The sequence below is a fragment of the Streptomyces rhizoryzae genome (genome assembly GCF_023155275.1).
Taxonomy (GTDB): Bacteria; Actinomycetota; Actinomycetes; order Streptomycetales; family Streptomycetaceae; genus Streptomyces; species Streptomyces rhizoryzae.
In genome coordinates this window covers 50,399-62,742 of record NZ_JALMUV010000020.1, presented here as the reverse complement: position 1 = coordinate 62,742, position 12,344 = coordinate 50,399, and the positions used below count along the sequence as shown (strand labels likewise).

The following is a 12,344-nucleotide window of genomic DNA, read 5'->3' as shown; positions in this document are numbered from 1 at the left end:
GGACCCCGCCCCGGACACAGCAAAGGCAAGGAGCGCACACCCCTTGCCACTTTCAAGATATAGCGCACAGGGGGGCTTGCGGCAAGGCCCCGGTCGTGCCGCAGGATGGGCGGCCTTGACCGGGACCTGAGAGCTCAAGGGGGATCTGCGCTATGCGTGTGGTGTTGTCGTCGTGGGGATCGCGGGGGGATGTCCAACCGCTGGCGGCGCTCGCGGTGCGGTTGCGCGAACGCGGCGCGGAGGTGCGGGTGTGCGTCCCGCCGGACGAGGAGTTCACGGCGCTGCTGGCGCGTGCCGGCGCGGAACCGGTGCCGCTCGGCCCGTCGGTGCGTTCGGTGGTGACCGGTGAACGGCCGCCGACGGCCCGGGACGCGTTCCGGCTCGCGCCCGAGCTGGTCGCCGCACGGTTCGAGACGCTCAGCGCCGCGGCGGAGGGCGGCGACGCGCTGCTGGCGACCGGCCTGATGCCGGCCGGGGCCCGTTCGGTCGCCGAGAAACTGGGCATTCCCTACGTCTTCGCGTGCTTCCATCCGTTCGGACTGCCCTCCCGGCACTTCCGGCCGGGGCGACGGCCGGGCACCCCGTCCCCGGAGGAGGAGACCGACCCGAAGGTGCTGTGGGAGCAGGACGCCCAGCGCGTGAACGCGTTGTACGGCGAGGCGCTCAACCGCCACCGCACGGCGCTCGGCCTGCCGCCGGTGGACAACGTCCGCGACCACGTCCTCACCGACCGGCCGTGGCTGGCGGCGGACCCGGTCCTGGGCCCGTGGCAGGACCTGACGGAACTCGACCTCGTGCAGACCGGCGCGTGGCTCCTGCCCGACGACCGCCCGCTGCCGGACGACCTGGCGGCGTTCCTGGCGGCCGGCGCGCCACCGGTGTACGTGGGCTTCGGCAGCATGGCCCTGCACACCTCGGCCGAGCTGGCCAAGGTGGCCGTCGAGGCGGTCCGGGCGCACGGCCGCCGCGTCGTGCTCGCCAGCGGCTGGGCCGGCCTGGCCCGGACCGACGACCGGGACGACTGCTTCGTCGTCGGTGAGGTCAACCACCGGGCGCTGTTCGGCCGGGTGGCCGCCGTGGTGCACCACGGCGGTGCCGGCACCACGACGACCGCCGCCCTGGCCGGCGCGCCCCAGGTGGTGGTGCCGCACATCGTGGACCAGCCGCGCTGGGCCGCGCAGGTCGCCGCGTTGGGCATCGGCGCGGCCCACGACGGCGCGACGCCGACCGCCGGTTCCCTCTCGGCCGCGCTCGCCACGGCCCTGGCGCCAAAGACCGCGGCCCGGGCCAGGGCCGTGGCGGGCACGATCCGCACCGACGGCGCGGCGGTGGCCGCGGACCTGCTGCTCGACACGGCCCGTGCGGCACGCCGGCGCTGACCGGCGGCGGGCGACGGGCGCACCGCGCCGCGCGGCCCTCCGGGGCCGGGGCCTACTCCGCGTCCGTCGCCCCTAGATGAGTGAGTCCGATGTTCTTAGTGGTCGTAGGCGGTCAGGGATCGTTTGGTCTTGGCGCCGGTGGTCCAGTTGTGCCAGATGCAGGCTGCCAGGGCGAGGAGTCGTTGGCCGGTGCGGGCGCACACTCCCGGCAGGGTTCTGCCGCCGTGTTGTTCCAGACCAAGCTGGCCCTTGAGCGTGGCGAATACAGCCTCGATCCACTGACGGACCCGGGCGAGACGGCCGTGCCGGACAGGCTCGTCCTTGCGGTCCGGCCGCACCAGGTGGACGCCCAGGCGCTCGGTGAGGAACGCCTCGAACTCCCGCCCGGCAAAGCCCTTGTCCGCCAGGATCACCTGGCCTTCGCGGACGAGGTGATGATCGCGTTCCAGCAGGGCGATCATCACCTCTCGTTCGCCGATCTTGGGATTGGCCAGGCACCAGGTGACGGGCATGCCCTCGGCGGTGGTGACCAGGTAGAGCCGCAGTCCCCAGAAGAAGCGGGAGTGGCTGCGGCAGTAGCCGTAGCCGGCGTGCCCGGCCAGGTAGGAGCGTTTGGCGGTCTCGCGGGAGGCGGCGCAGGGCAGCGGGGTTGAGTCGATCAGCCGGAGGTCGTCGTGCCAGGTCGGCACCTGCCGGGCCAAGGCCTCGATCACGTGGCTGATCAGTGGTCCGGCGGCGTTGAGGCGTTTGTTGTAGGCGGATTGCTGGGGCAGGTAGCGGAAGAGGTGTCCCAGGCGGGCGTGGGCGAAGCGGATCCAGTGCCGGGCCGAGGGGAAGCCGAGCAGGACCTGGGCGACGGCCAGGCACAGGAGTTCGGCGTCCGTCAGTTTCGGGGGTCGCCCGATCCGGCGACGAGGGGCCACATGGTCGTCGATGAACACGTACAGTGCCGCCAGAAGGGCGTCCAGGCTGGTAGTCACACACGAGCCAACGGGCGCCCTTCGCCATGGTCGCGGCCAGCACAAACATCGGACTCACTCATCTAGGCGGTTCGGCATATGCCAACCGCCGCGACCTCCGAGAACGTGAGTATCCGGAGCACTGGACCGGCCATACGGTCAGGGGGCGGAGATGGGCGACGGCCTGGACAGTGGACAAGACGCCGAGGTCACGGACGCGCGGCGGGAGTTCGCCGAAGAACTGAGGAGCGCCCGGGAGCTCCATGACCCCAGACCGCTGAGCCAGGAGGCGCTGGCCCGGCTGCTGCGGACGTCGAAGTCGACCATCAGCCGAGTGGAGACGTGCAAGGGGCCCATCCCCCCGGAGTTTCCGGCGAAGTTCGACGAAGTCTTCGGTACGGACGGGAAGTTCAAGCGGCTCCACGAAGAGATCGTGGCCCGTTCGTTCCCGTCGCTGTTCCGGCAGCGCATGGCGCTGGAGCGGTCCGCCGTCGCGATTCGGGAGTGGTCGCCCACGATCGTGCCGGGGCTCTTCCAGACCGCCGATTACGCGAGGCACCTCCTTGCGGCCGGGGCGCCGCGTGCCAGCGAGCAGGAGATCACGCGGGACGTGAACAACCGACTCCACCGGCAGACGCTCCTGGCCGGCGATACCCCTCCGGACGTGTGCGTGGTGCTGTGCGAGTCCGTGTTGCGTCGGCGCTTCTGCCCTCCGGACGTCATGCGGCGCCAGCTCAAGGTCCTCGTGGAGGCAGGCAAACGCCCAACCGTCCGAATCCAGGTGCTTCCGCTGGACGCCCCTGGAAGCCTCTTCATCGACTGGCCGGTCTCGCTGATCACGTCTCCGAACCACGCTGTCTCGGTATGCGTCGAAACCTACAAGACTGCCAACATCATCAATGAAGACGATCACGTACTGGCCGCCCTCCGGACCTACGATGAACTGACCAGCGAGGCGCTTTCCACGCGGGAGAGCGCCCGCATGATCGAAGAGCAGATGGAGTCGCTGTCGTGATCATTGGTCCGACCCAGTGGGTCAAGAGCAGCTACAGCAGCCCGGAGGGCGGGAACTGCCTGGAGTGGGCGCCCAGTTCGGCCCGCGCGACCGGCAACGTCCCGGTGCGGGACAGCAAGACGCCGGAGGGTCCTGTCCTCGCGTTCCCGGCCGCCTCTTTCGCCACGTTCATCGCGGCCGTCAAGGGCGCCGGGTTTTCCCGCTGACCCCGGACAGCGGTCCGGAGCAGTCGAACGCCCCCTTCACCCGGCGGTGAGGGGGGCCGCCGCTCGTCAGTCCCCGTACGTGACCGTCACCGGCGCGTGGTCGCTCCAGCGCTGGTCGTAGGAGGCCGCGCGCTCGACCGTGGCCTTGAGGGCGCGGGCGGCCAGGCCCGGGGTGGCCATGTGGTAGTCGATGCGCCAGCCGGCGTCGTTGTCGAAGGCCCGCCCGCGGTAGGACCACCAGGAGTACGGCCCCTCGGCCTCCGGGTGCAGGGCCCGGACGACGTCCACGTAGCCGCCCCGGTCCTCGTCGAGGACGGCGGTGAGCCAGGCCCGCTCCTCCGGCAGGAAGCCGGACTTCTTCTGGTTGGCCTTCCAGTTCTTCAGGTCGGCCTCGCGGTGGGCGATGTTCCAGTCGCCGCAGACGACGACCTCGCGACCGTCCGCCGCGGCCCGCTCGCGCAGGCCCACCAGGTACGGCAGGAACTCCGCCATGAACCGTTCCTTCTCGTCCTGCCGCTCGGTGCCGACCTCACCGGAGGGCAGGTACAGGCTGGCCACCGTCACCCCGGGCAGGTCCGCCTCGACGTACCGGCCGCTGCCGTCGAACTCCGCCGACCCGAAGCCGGTCCGCACCCCGTCCGGCTCCCGCCGCGTGTAGAGCGAGACCCCGGCCCGGCCCTTGGCGGCCGCCGGCGCGTGCACCGCGTACCAGCCGGCCGGCTCCCGCACCTCCGCCGGCAGCAGCGCCGTCTCGGCGCGCACCTCCTGGAGGCACACCACATCGGCACCGGTCCCGGCCAGCCACGGCACGAAGCCCTTCCTGGCCGCGGCCCGCAGCCCATTCACATTCACAGAGGTCACGGTGAGCATCCCGGCACCCTACCCGCCCTCCCCCGGGGCCCCGCGCTTCCGTACGCTTCCTGGAATGGAGATACGTCCCGTCCGGTACGACCACCCCGACGCGGTGCGGCTCGACCGGGAGGTCCAGCAGGAGTACGCGCGGCGCTACGGCGGCGACGGGGACGCCACCCCGCTCGACCCGGAGATGTTCGTCCCGCCGAACGGCCTGTATCTGATCGCCTACGAGGACGGCACCCCGCTGGCCACCGGCGGGTGGCGGGTCCAGGAGGACACCGCCGAGGGGTACGCCCCCGGGGACGCCGAGATCAAGCGGATGTTCGTGGTGCCCGGCGCCCGCGGCCGCGGGCTGGCCCGGCGGATCCTGGCCGCGCTGGAGGCGGACGCGCGGGCCGCCGGCCGCATCCGGATGGTGCTGGAGACCGGCAGCAAGCAGCCCGAGGCGATCGCGCTCTACGCCTCCAGCGGCTACGCGACGGTGCCGAAGTTCGGCTACTACCGGGGCTACGAATCCAGCCTCTGCATGGGGAAACCGCTGGTCACCGACGCGTAGCCGCGCGCGCGGAGCAGCGGGGAGCCGGCCCGGCTTTGACAGGTCCCTGGCCGCCTTCCATACTCATTCCACTAATGAACTAGTTAAAGGGGGGATTGAGCGTGCACGACCCCAGCCCCGCCCCGGGCCCCTGGGCGATCGAGGCGGACAACCTGTGGAAGCGGTACCGGCGGCGGTGGGCGCTCCAGGAGTGCTCCTTCCGCGTCCCGGCCGGCCGGGTCTGCGCCATGGTCGGCCCCAACGGTGCCGGCAAGAGCACCTTCCTGGGCATCGCGGCCCGGCTCGTGCAGCCGAGCAGCGGCAGCCTGCGGCTGTGCGGCGTGCCGGTCTCCGACCCCGCGGTGCTGTCCCGCGTCGCCTACCTCGCGCAGGACAAGCCGCTCTACCCGCGCTTCACGGTCGCCGACACCCTGCGCCTGGGCCGGGAGCTGAACCCGCGCTGGGACCAGGCGCTGGCCGAGCGGATCGTCCGCTCCGGCAACATCGCGCCGAGCGCCCGGGTCGGCACCCTCTCCGGCGGCCAGCGCACCCGCGTCGCGTTCGCCCTCGCCTTCGGCAAGCGCCCCGACCTGCTGCTGCTCGACGAGCCGATGTCCGACCTGGACCCGCTGGCCCGGGACGAGCTGTCCGGGCTGCTGATGGCCGAGGCCGCCGAGCACGGCACCACGGTCCTGATGTCCTCGCACATGCTGTCCGAGGTGGAGGAGATGTGCGACCACCTCCTCGTCCTGGCCGACGGCCGGCTGCGGATGGCCGGCCCGGCCGACGCGCTGGTGCCCGCGCACACCCTGGTCACCGGACTCGCCGTCGACGGCCGGGTCCCGCCGGAGCTGACCGAGCACCACACCGTCGTCGAGGCGCGGGTCAGCGGGCGGCAGTTCAGCGCCCTGGTCCGGCCGAACGGGCCGCTGGCCGGCACCCCCGGCGCCCCGGCGGCCGCCGCCTGGGACACCCTCTCGCCGAGCCTGGAGGAGGTCCTCCTGGCCTGCATGCGCGCCCCGGGAGCCCCCGCCCTCGTGCTGGACGAGCCCCGGAAGGAGACTGCGGCATGAGCACCGCCACCACCCCGAAGACCGGTACCGGCCGCGCGGCCGGCGGCGCGCTGCACGGCACCCTGTGGCTGGTCTGGCGCCGCCACCGCACCGCGCTGCTCGCCGGCATCCTGCTCACCCTCGCCGCCTGCGCCCTCTTCTCGTACCAGCGGATCGGGCTGATGGGCTTCCTCGGGGACCACGGCGCGCCGGACGCGCTCCAGGACGAGTTCCGGACCCGGTTCGACGGGGCCTTCAACAGCGACCTCTCGTTCCTCCGGTACATCCCGGTCGTGGTCGCCGTCTTCCTCGGCGCCCCGCTGATCTCCTCCGAGCTGGAGCGCGGCACCGTCCACCTGGTCACCACCCAGTCCACCGGCCGCGGCCGCTGGCTGGCGACCACCCTCGCACTGCCCCTGACCCTGGTGACGGTCTGCACCACGCTGCTGGCGGTGGTCTTCCAGTGGCTGTGGGCGCCGGCCCGCTCCCTGGTCGTGGGGGGCGACTGGCTCAACAGCGGCCCGTTCGACGTCACCGGCCCGGTGCTGGCCGCCAAGACCCTCTTCCTGACCGCCTGCGGCATCGCCCTGGGCAAACTGCTCAAGCGGATGATCCCGGCGATGGTGGCCACCGCGTTCACCGCGGCGGCGGTGAGCGTCGTGTGGGGCGAGAAGGTGGTGGCGCGGCTCGGCACCCCGCTGCGCCTGACCTACCCGTACGACGGCGACGGTCCCGCGCTGCCGGCGGACGCGGTGCGGTTCGACGACTGGGTGGCCACCGCCGACGGCCGCCTGTACGGCTTCGGCACCTGCGTCCACGACGCCCAGCCGGACGCCTGCCGGGCCAAGCTGGGCATCGTCCACCGCGTCACCGAGTACTTCTCGTACGACCAGATGGCGGCGATGCAGTGGCGCGGGGCGGCCCTGCTGCTGGCGCTGACCGCCGTGCTGCTGGCGTTCGTGGTGTGGCGGGCCCGCCGGCGGCCGCTCTGAACGGCCGCCGGCCGCGTCCCGGGCGGCGCTTTGACACCCGTCCCGGGCGGCCCGATCATCGAGCGGTCGACGCGCGCGGGCCCCGCCGGGGCGCCGGCCGCGCCGGCACGGACCCCGAGGCAGAGAGGCGGTGAGTGCCGTCGAATTCCGGATCGACCGCCGCAGCGGCGTCGCCACTTACCTCCAGATCGTCCAGCAGGTTCAGCAGGCACTACGGCTGGGCGTCCTGGTGGAGGGCGACCGGCTGCCGACGGCGGCGCAGGTCGCCGCCACCACCAAGGTCAACCCGAACACCACGCTCAAGGCGTACCGGGAGCTGGAGCGGGAGGGCCTGGTCGAGCCGCGCCCGGGGCTCGGCACGTTCGTCAGCCGGACCCTGGCCCGGCCCGACTCGGCCGCGGACGCCGTGCTGCGCGAGGAGCTGCGCGCCTGGATGGACCGCGCCCGCGCCGAGGGCCTGGACCGCGAGGACGTCCGCGCGCTGCTGAACTCCGTCCTGGAGGACCGCTTCCCGGCGAGCCGGGAGGGATGAGCGCGGGGCGGGCTCCCGGCGCCGCGCCCCGGGGGTGCGCCCCCGGGGGCGCACCCCGTCAGCCCTGCCGCCCGCCCCCGCTGCCGCCCCCGTCCGGACCGGCCTCCGCCGACCACTCACGCGATCCCCGGCGCGATCCCGCGCCCGGCCCCGTGCCCGGCTCCGTGTCCGGCCTTTCGCCCGGCCCGGTTTCCGTCCGCTCGCCCGGCTCCGTCCCCGCCCCCTCGTCCGGCTCCGGGCAGCGGGCCGCCCGCAGGTCCACGGTGGCCTGCGCCCCGCCGCCGGGCGGATTGGCGAAGCTCAGCCCGGCGCCCAGCACCCGCGCCTGCCCGGCCGCGATGGTCAGCCCCAGGCCCAGCCCGGCCCCGCCCGCGCCCCCGCCGGTACGGAACCGCTGCGGCCCGTGCGCCAGCAGTGCCGGCGGGAAACCGGGCCCGGCATCCCGCACCCGTATCAGCCCGTCGTCGACCTCCACCGTCACCGGCGCGGCACCGTGCCGCCGGGCGTTGCTGATCAGATTGACCAGGATCCGCTCGACCCGCCGCGGATCGGTCTCCACCAGCCCGTCCGCGGCGACGCGCACCCGCACCGGCCCGTCCCCGTCCGGCCCGGCACCCGCCGGCCCGTCCCCGTCCGGCCCGGCCGCCCGCGCGGCGCCCGGAGCGGCGCCCGCGACGGCCCGCCGCACCAGCTCCCCCAGCGGCCGCACCTCCCGGTCCGCCTCCTCGGTACGGGCGTCCAGCCGGGCCACCTCCAGGACGTCCTCCATCAGCCCGCGCACCCGCTCGGCCCGCTCCCGGACCATCTCGGCGGGCCGGGACGGCGGCAGCAGTCCGGCTGCGGCGACCAGCCCGGCCACCGGCGTCCGCAGCTCGTGCGCGATGTTCGCGGTGACGTCCCGCTCGGCCTTCAGCCGGCCCGCGAGCGCGTCGGCCATGGTGTTGACCGCCGCGGTGAGCTGCGCGATCTCGTCGTTCCCGGTCCCCGCCAGCCGCGCACCCAGATCGCCCTCGGCGATCCGCTGGGCGGTCGCCGCCGACCTCGTCAGCCGCCGCCCGAGCCGGTGCGCCACCAGCAGTCCGACCACGCAGCCCAGCGCCGTACCGGCCGCCCCGGCGACCCACAGCATCCGGTCCAGCTCCGCCACGGTCTGCGCTTCGCGCTGGTAGGACCGCTTCAGCGCGATGACGTCCGGGCCCACTCTGGTGGCCGCCCACAGGTACGGGGTCCGCCCGCCCTCCTCCAGGTAGACGCCCCGCCGGCCGCGCTCGGTCAGCTCCTTCAACGGGTGCGGCAGGTCCGGCGGGTTGATCATCCCGCGCCCGGTGTCGATACCGGCCGCGCGGTCCTGCACGGCGGTCTGGAGCCGGCTGTCGATGCTGTGCCCGGCCAGGTCGAGCTGGGCGTTGACGGTGCGGTGGTGGACGAGCACGCCGACGAGGACCGCGACCACCGCGGCGGTGGCGGCGATCGCGATGCCGATCTTGGCGCGCAACCCCATCCGTTCCCGTCTCCGTTCCTGTCGTCCTCCGCGTTCCCCCGCCGCCGCCTTCCGACCCCGTTTCCCCCACCGGCCCCACTGTCCCCGCCGGTCCCGCCTTCCCCGCCGCCCGCGTCCTGGGGGCCGGCGGCTCACACGTCCGGCAGGTGCAGGCTCACCCGGCCCAGCTCGGCGGCCTTCTCCCCGCGCAGCTGCGGCGCCACCACCCCGGCCGCGGAGTAGTACGCGAACCCCTGCTGCCGCTGGAGCCCGCTCAGCGTGACCTTGACCCGGTACGGCGTGCGGACGCACTCCGGCGCGCACCAGGGCCCGGACAGCCCGCCGTCGGCCACCGCGGTCGGGCCGCCCCACGACTCCCAGCGCAGCCCGGTCAGCCGCGCCGAGTCGCCCAGGGGCAGGGCGTCCGGGCGTTGCAGCGGACGGCCGGCGTCCCCGGCCGCGTAGACCGGTCCGGTCCGCGCGGGCGGCGCGAGGGCGGGCCCCTGGTCCCGCAGCAGCGGATCCGGCCCGCCGCACCCCGAGAGCACCGCGGAGCACGCCCCCGCGAGCAGCAGCACGGCCCCGGCGGCCCCGGCGGCACGGGCGGCGGCAGACGCTGATCTCACAACCAACAATTCCTCGGACGGCGGCGGGACGGGGACGGGACGGGACGGGACGGGGGGCAGGGCGGTGCGGGACGGCGGAAGGCGCCGGACGGGCCGCGGGACGGCCCCGGCACGGCGGAAGGCGCGCCCCGGCACCCGGGCGCACCGCCCACGGCCAGCGCCCGGCACCCCGGCACCCGCCCCGGCACACCCCGGGCCGGGCCACCCCGGCACCTGCGCACATGACCCTGCGTGCCCAGCCGTACACACCCACCCGCACACACGAGCGAATATCTGTTTCCCGACAAATGTAACGGGGGTCCCTCCGAACCGGCGCCCGACCGCTTCCCGGCACCGTTCCCCGACGCCTCCCCCGCCCCCGCCCCCGCCATGCCGCACCTTGACCCTCACGTCACGTCAGGGCGCACGCTTGTCCCGCACCCGGGGCCGGCGCCCGTCCGCCCCGCCCCGTCCCCTCCGTCCCGTTCACCGAAAGGCTTCCCCATGGGATACCCGGTAGGCCAGGTCGCCGCCTTCGCCGGGGTCACCGTCCGCACCCTGCACCACTACGACCGGACCGGCCTGCTGTGCCCCAGCGACCGCAGCCCGGCCGGCTACCGCCTCTACGGCGACGCGGACCTCGCCCGGCTCCAGCAGATCCTCTTCTACCGGGAGCTGGGCTTCCCGCTCGACGAGATCGCCGCGATCCTGGCGGACCCGGAGGCCAACGCCCTGGACCAGCTGCGCGCCCGGCACCGCCGGCTCACCGAGGAGATCAACCGCCTCCAGCGCCTGGTCGAGGTCGCCGAGCAGGCCATGGAGGTGCAGCAGACCGGCGTCCGGCTGACCCCGGAGGAGCGCTTCGAGGTCTTCGGCGAGATCGCGTTCGACCTGACCTACGCCACCAAGGCCGAGCGGCAGTGGCAGCACAGCGAGGGCTACCGCCGCTCGATGGCCCGGGCCGCCGCGCACTCCAAGGAGGACTGGGCGCGGATCATGGCCGAGGCCGCCGACTGGCGGGCCCGCCTGACCGCCGCCTTCGACGCCGGCGAACCGCCCGACGGGGAGCGCGCCATGGACCTCGCCGAGGAGCACCGCCACCACCTGACCCGCTGGTTCACCCCCTGCTCCACGGCGATGCACGGCCGGATCGCGGACGACTTCGCCGCCGACCCCCGCGCCTTCGCCCTCCTCGTCCCGCCCACCGAACAGCGCCCCGGCCTGGCCCCGTACCTCCGCACCGCCGTGCACGCCAACGCCGTCCGCCAGACGCCCCCGTCCGACGGGGACCACCCCGCGCCCTGACCACCCGGCGCCCTGACCCGCCCGCACCCGCTGCCGCCCGCCCCTCCTCCCGCAAGGCGATCCCATGCGCATCACGCTCACCACCGCCGGCTCCTACGGCGACGTCGCCCCGTACACCGGCCTCGGCGCCCGCCTGGCGGCCGGCGGCCACGAGGTCACCCTCGCCGCCGACGACCGCTACGCCCCGCTCGCCCGCGCCGCCGGCCTCGCCTTCCGCGCCCTGCCCGCCGACCCCCGCGCCACCCGCCCCGCCGACGGCCGGGACGCCACCCCCACCGACCGCCGCGCCCTGATGCGCCGCGCCGCCGCCTTCCTCGAACAGCTGGGCACCGGCCTGGCCGACGCCGTCCCCGAGGACACCGAGCTGCTGCTGCTCTCCACCACCACGGCCCCGCTCGGCTGGCACCTCGCCGAGGCCCTCGGCATCCCCTCGGCCGGCGCCTACCTCGTGCCCACCGCCCCGACCCGCGCCTTCCCGCCCGTCCTCAGCGGCGGCCGCTCCCTGGGCGGCTGGGGCAACCGCACCGCCGGCCGGCTCTCCCTTCGCGTCGTGGACCGCCTGCACGCCCGCGCCGCCCGCGCCCTGCGCACCCGCCTCGGCCTGCCGCCCACCTCGCCCGGTACGGTCCGCCGCCGCGCCGAGGCCGCCAACTGGCCGGTTCTGCACGGCTTCAGCGAACTCCTCGTACCCCGCCCCGCCGACTGGCGCCCCGGCCTCCGCATCACCGGCACCTGGTGGCCCCACCATCCCGCCGACGCCCAACTCCCGCCCGCCCTGGAGGACTTCCTCGCCGCCGGGCCGCCGCCGGTCTACCTCGGCTTCGGCAGCATGTCCTCCGCACACGCCGCACGCCTGACGTCCCTCGCCGTCCGCGCCCTGCGCCGCGCCGGCCTCCGCGGCCTGCTGCTGACCGCCAACTCCGCGCTGACCGCGCCCGAAAGCCCCTCCGACGACGTCCTCGCCCTTCCCGCCGAGGTCCCGCACGCCCTGCTGCTGCCCCGCGTCGCCGCCGCCGTCCACCACTGCGGCGCCGGCACCTCGGCCGCCGTCCTGCGCGCCGGCCTCCCCTCCGTCCCGGTCCCGTTCACCGGCGACCAGCCCTTCTGGGCCGCCCGCCTGACCGCCCTGGGGACCGCGACCGCCCCGCTCCCCCTCACCGCCCTGGCCAAGGACCTCTCCCCCGACGACGCCGCGGCCCGCCTCGCCGCCGCCCTCACCGAGGCCACCACCACCGCCGCCCTGCGCACCCGCGCCCGGGCAGCCGCCCGCCACCTCGCCACCGAGGACGGCCCCACCACCGCCCTCCAGGCCCTCCCCGACCTCCTCCCCTGACCCACACCCCGTCAGCACCCGCCCCGACGCCCCATGAAAAAGCCCCCACCGGATCGTCCGGCGGGGGTTCCTCACGCGGTCACCGAGGCGCGGCGC

The 12,344-nt window shown here is 74.9% G+C and carries 13 protein-coding genes; 9 read left to right on the top strand and 4 right to left on the bottom strand.

The window, feature by feature from the left end; all coding sequences use genetic code 11:
- Positions 1-152: 152 nt before the first annotated feature.
- Positions 153-1,379 carry a glycosyltransferase gene (locus tag MUU72_RS17845; RefSeq protein ID WP_248014281.1) on the top strand — a complete coding sequence of 409 codons (1,227 nt, stop codon included), beginning with the start codon at positions 153-155 and terminating at the stop codon, positions 1,377-1,379.
- 95 nt (positions 1,380-1,474) lie between these two features.
- Here MUU72_RS17845 and MUU72_RS17840 read toward each other — a convergent pair whose 3' ends face one another.
- Complete coding sequence (locus MUU72_RS17840) at positions 1,475-2,359, bottom strand: IS982 family transposase (RefSeq protein WP_248014280.1); 885 nt, start codon at positions 2,357-2,359, stop codon at positions 1,475-1,477.
- 151 nt (positions 2,360-2,510) lie between these two features.
- On the opposite strand from MUU72_RS17840, the gene MUU72_RS17835 reads away from it, so the two are divergent.
- Positions 2,511-3,353, top strand: a complete 843-nt coding sequence (locus tag MUU72_RS17835) for a helix-turn-helix domain-containing protein (RefSeq protein ID WP_248014279.1) — start codon at positions 2,511-2,513, stop codon at positions 3,351-3,353.
- Positions 3,350-3,559: a DUF397 domain-containing protein gene (locus MUU72_RS17830; protein ID WP_248014278.1), complete on the top strand. Its 210-nt coding sequence runs from the start codon at positions 3,350-3,352 to the stop codon at positions 3,557-3,559. Before MUU72_RS17835 ends, MUU72_RS17830 begins: the two co-directional genes overlap by 4 nt.
- Before the next feature lie 66 nt (positions 3,560-3,625).
- On the opposite strand, the gene MUU72_RS17825 is transcribed toward MUU72_RS17830, so the two are convergent.
- Positions 3,626-4,429, bottom strand: a complete 804-nt coding sequence (locus MUU72_RS17825; protein ID WP_248014277.1) for an exodeoxyribonuclease III — start codon at positions 4,427-4,429, stop codon at positions 3,626-3,628.
- 55 nt (positions 4,430-4,484) lie between these two features.
- On the opposite strand from MUU72_RS17825, the gene MUU72_RS17820 reads away from it, so the two are divergent.
- The 4 genes from MUU72_RS17820 to MUU72_RS17805 all read left to right on the top strand — a co-directional run bounded on the left by MUU72_RS17820 (position 4,485) and on the right by MUU72_RS17805 (position 7,525).
- Positions 4,485-4,970 carry a GNAT family N-acetyltransferase gene (locus MUU72_RS17820; RefSeq protein WP_248014276.1) on the top strand — a complete coding sequence of 162 codons (486 nt, stop codon included), beginning with the start codon at positions 4,485-4,487 and terminating at the stop codon, positions 4,968-4,970.
- 101 nt (positions 4,971-5,071) lie between these two features.
- Positions 5,072-6,022: an ABC transporter ATP-binding protein gene (locus MUU72_RS17815; protein ID WP_248014275.1), complete on the top strand. Its 951-nt coding sequence runs from the start codon at positions 5,072-5,074 to the stop codon at positions 6,020-6,022.
- Positions 6,019-6,993, top strand: coding sequence for an ABC-2 membrane transporter-related protein (locus tag MUU72_RS17810; RefSeq protein ID WP_248014274.1), 975 nt, complete (start codon positions 6,019-6,021; stop codon positions 6,991-6,993). The genes MUU72_RS17815 and MUU72_RS17810 overlap by 4 nt, the downstream gene beginning before the upstream one ends.
- A 130-nt stretch (positions 6,994-7,123) precedes the next feature.
- Positions 7,124-7,525 carry a GntR family transcriptional regulator gene (locus MUU72_RS17805; RefSeq protein WP_248014273.1) on the top strand — a complete coding sequence of 134 codons (402 nt, stop codon included), beginning with the start codon at positions 7,124-7,126 and terminating at the stop codon, positions 7,523-7,525.
- Between the two features lie 58 nt (positions 7,526-7,583).
- On the opposite strand, the gene MUU72_RS17800 is transcribed toward MUU72_RS17805, so the two are convergent.
- Both MUU72_RS17800 and MUU72_RS17795 read right to left on the bottom strand, forming a co-directional pair.
- Positions 7,584-9,026, bottom strand: coding sequence for an ATP-binding protein (locus MUU72_RS17800; protein ID WP_248014272.1), 1,443 nt, complete (start codon positions 9,024-9,026; stop codon positions 7,584-7,586).
- 131 nt (positions 9,027-9,157) lie between these two features.
- Positions 9,158-9,631: a hypothetical protein gene (locus MUU72_RS17795; protein WP_248014271.1), complete on the bottom strand. Its 474-nt coding sequence runs from the start codon at positions 9,629-9,631 to the stop codon at positions 9,158-9,160.
- A gap of 483 nt (positions 9,632-10,114) precedes the next feature.
- On the opposite strand from MUU72_RS17795, the gene MUU72_RS17790 reads away from it, so the two are divergent.
- Complete coding sequence (locus MUU72_RS17790) at positions 10,115-10,915, top strand: MerR family transcriptional regulator (protein WP_248014341.1); 801 nt, start codon at positions 10,115-10,117, stop codon at positions 10,913-10,915.
- Positions 10,916-10,979: 64 nt separating this feature from the next.
- Positions 10,980-12,248, top strand: coding sequence for a glycosyltransferase (locus tag MUU72_RS17785; protein WP_248014270.1), 1,269 nt, complete (start codon positions 10,980-10,982; stop codon positions 12,246-12,248).
- Positions 12,249-12,344 lie beyond the last annotated feature (96 nt).

What these genes read in the sequence shown, in the direction of transcription:
- MUU72_RS17845 (WP_248014281.1), top strand. Translation starts at nt 153, where the DNA reads ATGCGTGTGGTGTTGTCGTCGTGGGGATCGCGGGGGGATGTCCAACCG.
- MUU72_RS17835 (WP_248014279.1), top strand. Translation starts at nt 2,511, where the DNA reads ATGGGCGACGGCCTGGACAGTGGACAAGACGCCGAGGTCACGGACGCG.
- MUU72_RS17825 (WP_248014277.1), bottom strand. Translation starts at nt 4,429, where the DNA reads ATGCTCACCGTGACCTCTGTGAATGTGAATGGGCTGCGGGCCGCGGCC.
- MUU72_RS17820 (WP_248014276.1), top strand. Translation starts at nt 4,485, where the DNA reads ATGGAGATACGTCCCGTCCGGTACGACCACCCCGACGCGGTGCGGCTC.
- MUU72_RS17810 (WP_248014274.1), top strand. Translation starts at nt 6,019, where the DNA reads ATGAGCACCGCCACCACCCCGAAGACCGGTACCGGCCGCGCGGCCGGC.
- MUU72_RS17800 (WP_248014272.1), bottom strand. Translation starts at nt 9,026, where the DNA reads ATGGGGTTGCGCGCCAAGATCGGCATCGCGATCGCCGCCACCGCCGCG.
- MUU72_RS17790 (WP_248014341.1), top strand. Translation starts at nt 10,115, where the DNA reads ATGGGATACCCGGTAGGCCAGGTCGCCGCCTTCGCCGGGGTCACCGTC.
- MUU72_RS17785 (WP_248014270.1), top strand. Translation starts at nt 10,980, where the DNA reads ATGCGCATCACGCTCACCACCGCCGGCTCCTACGGCGACGTCGCCCCG.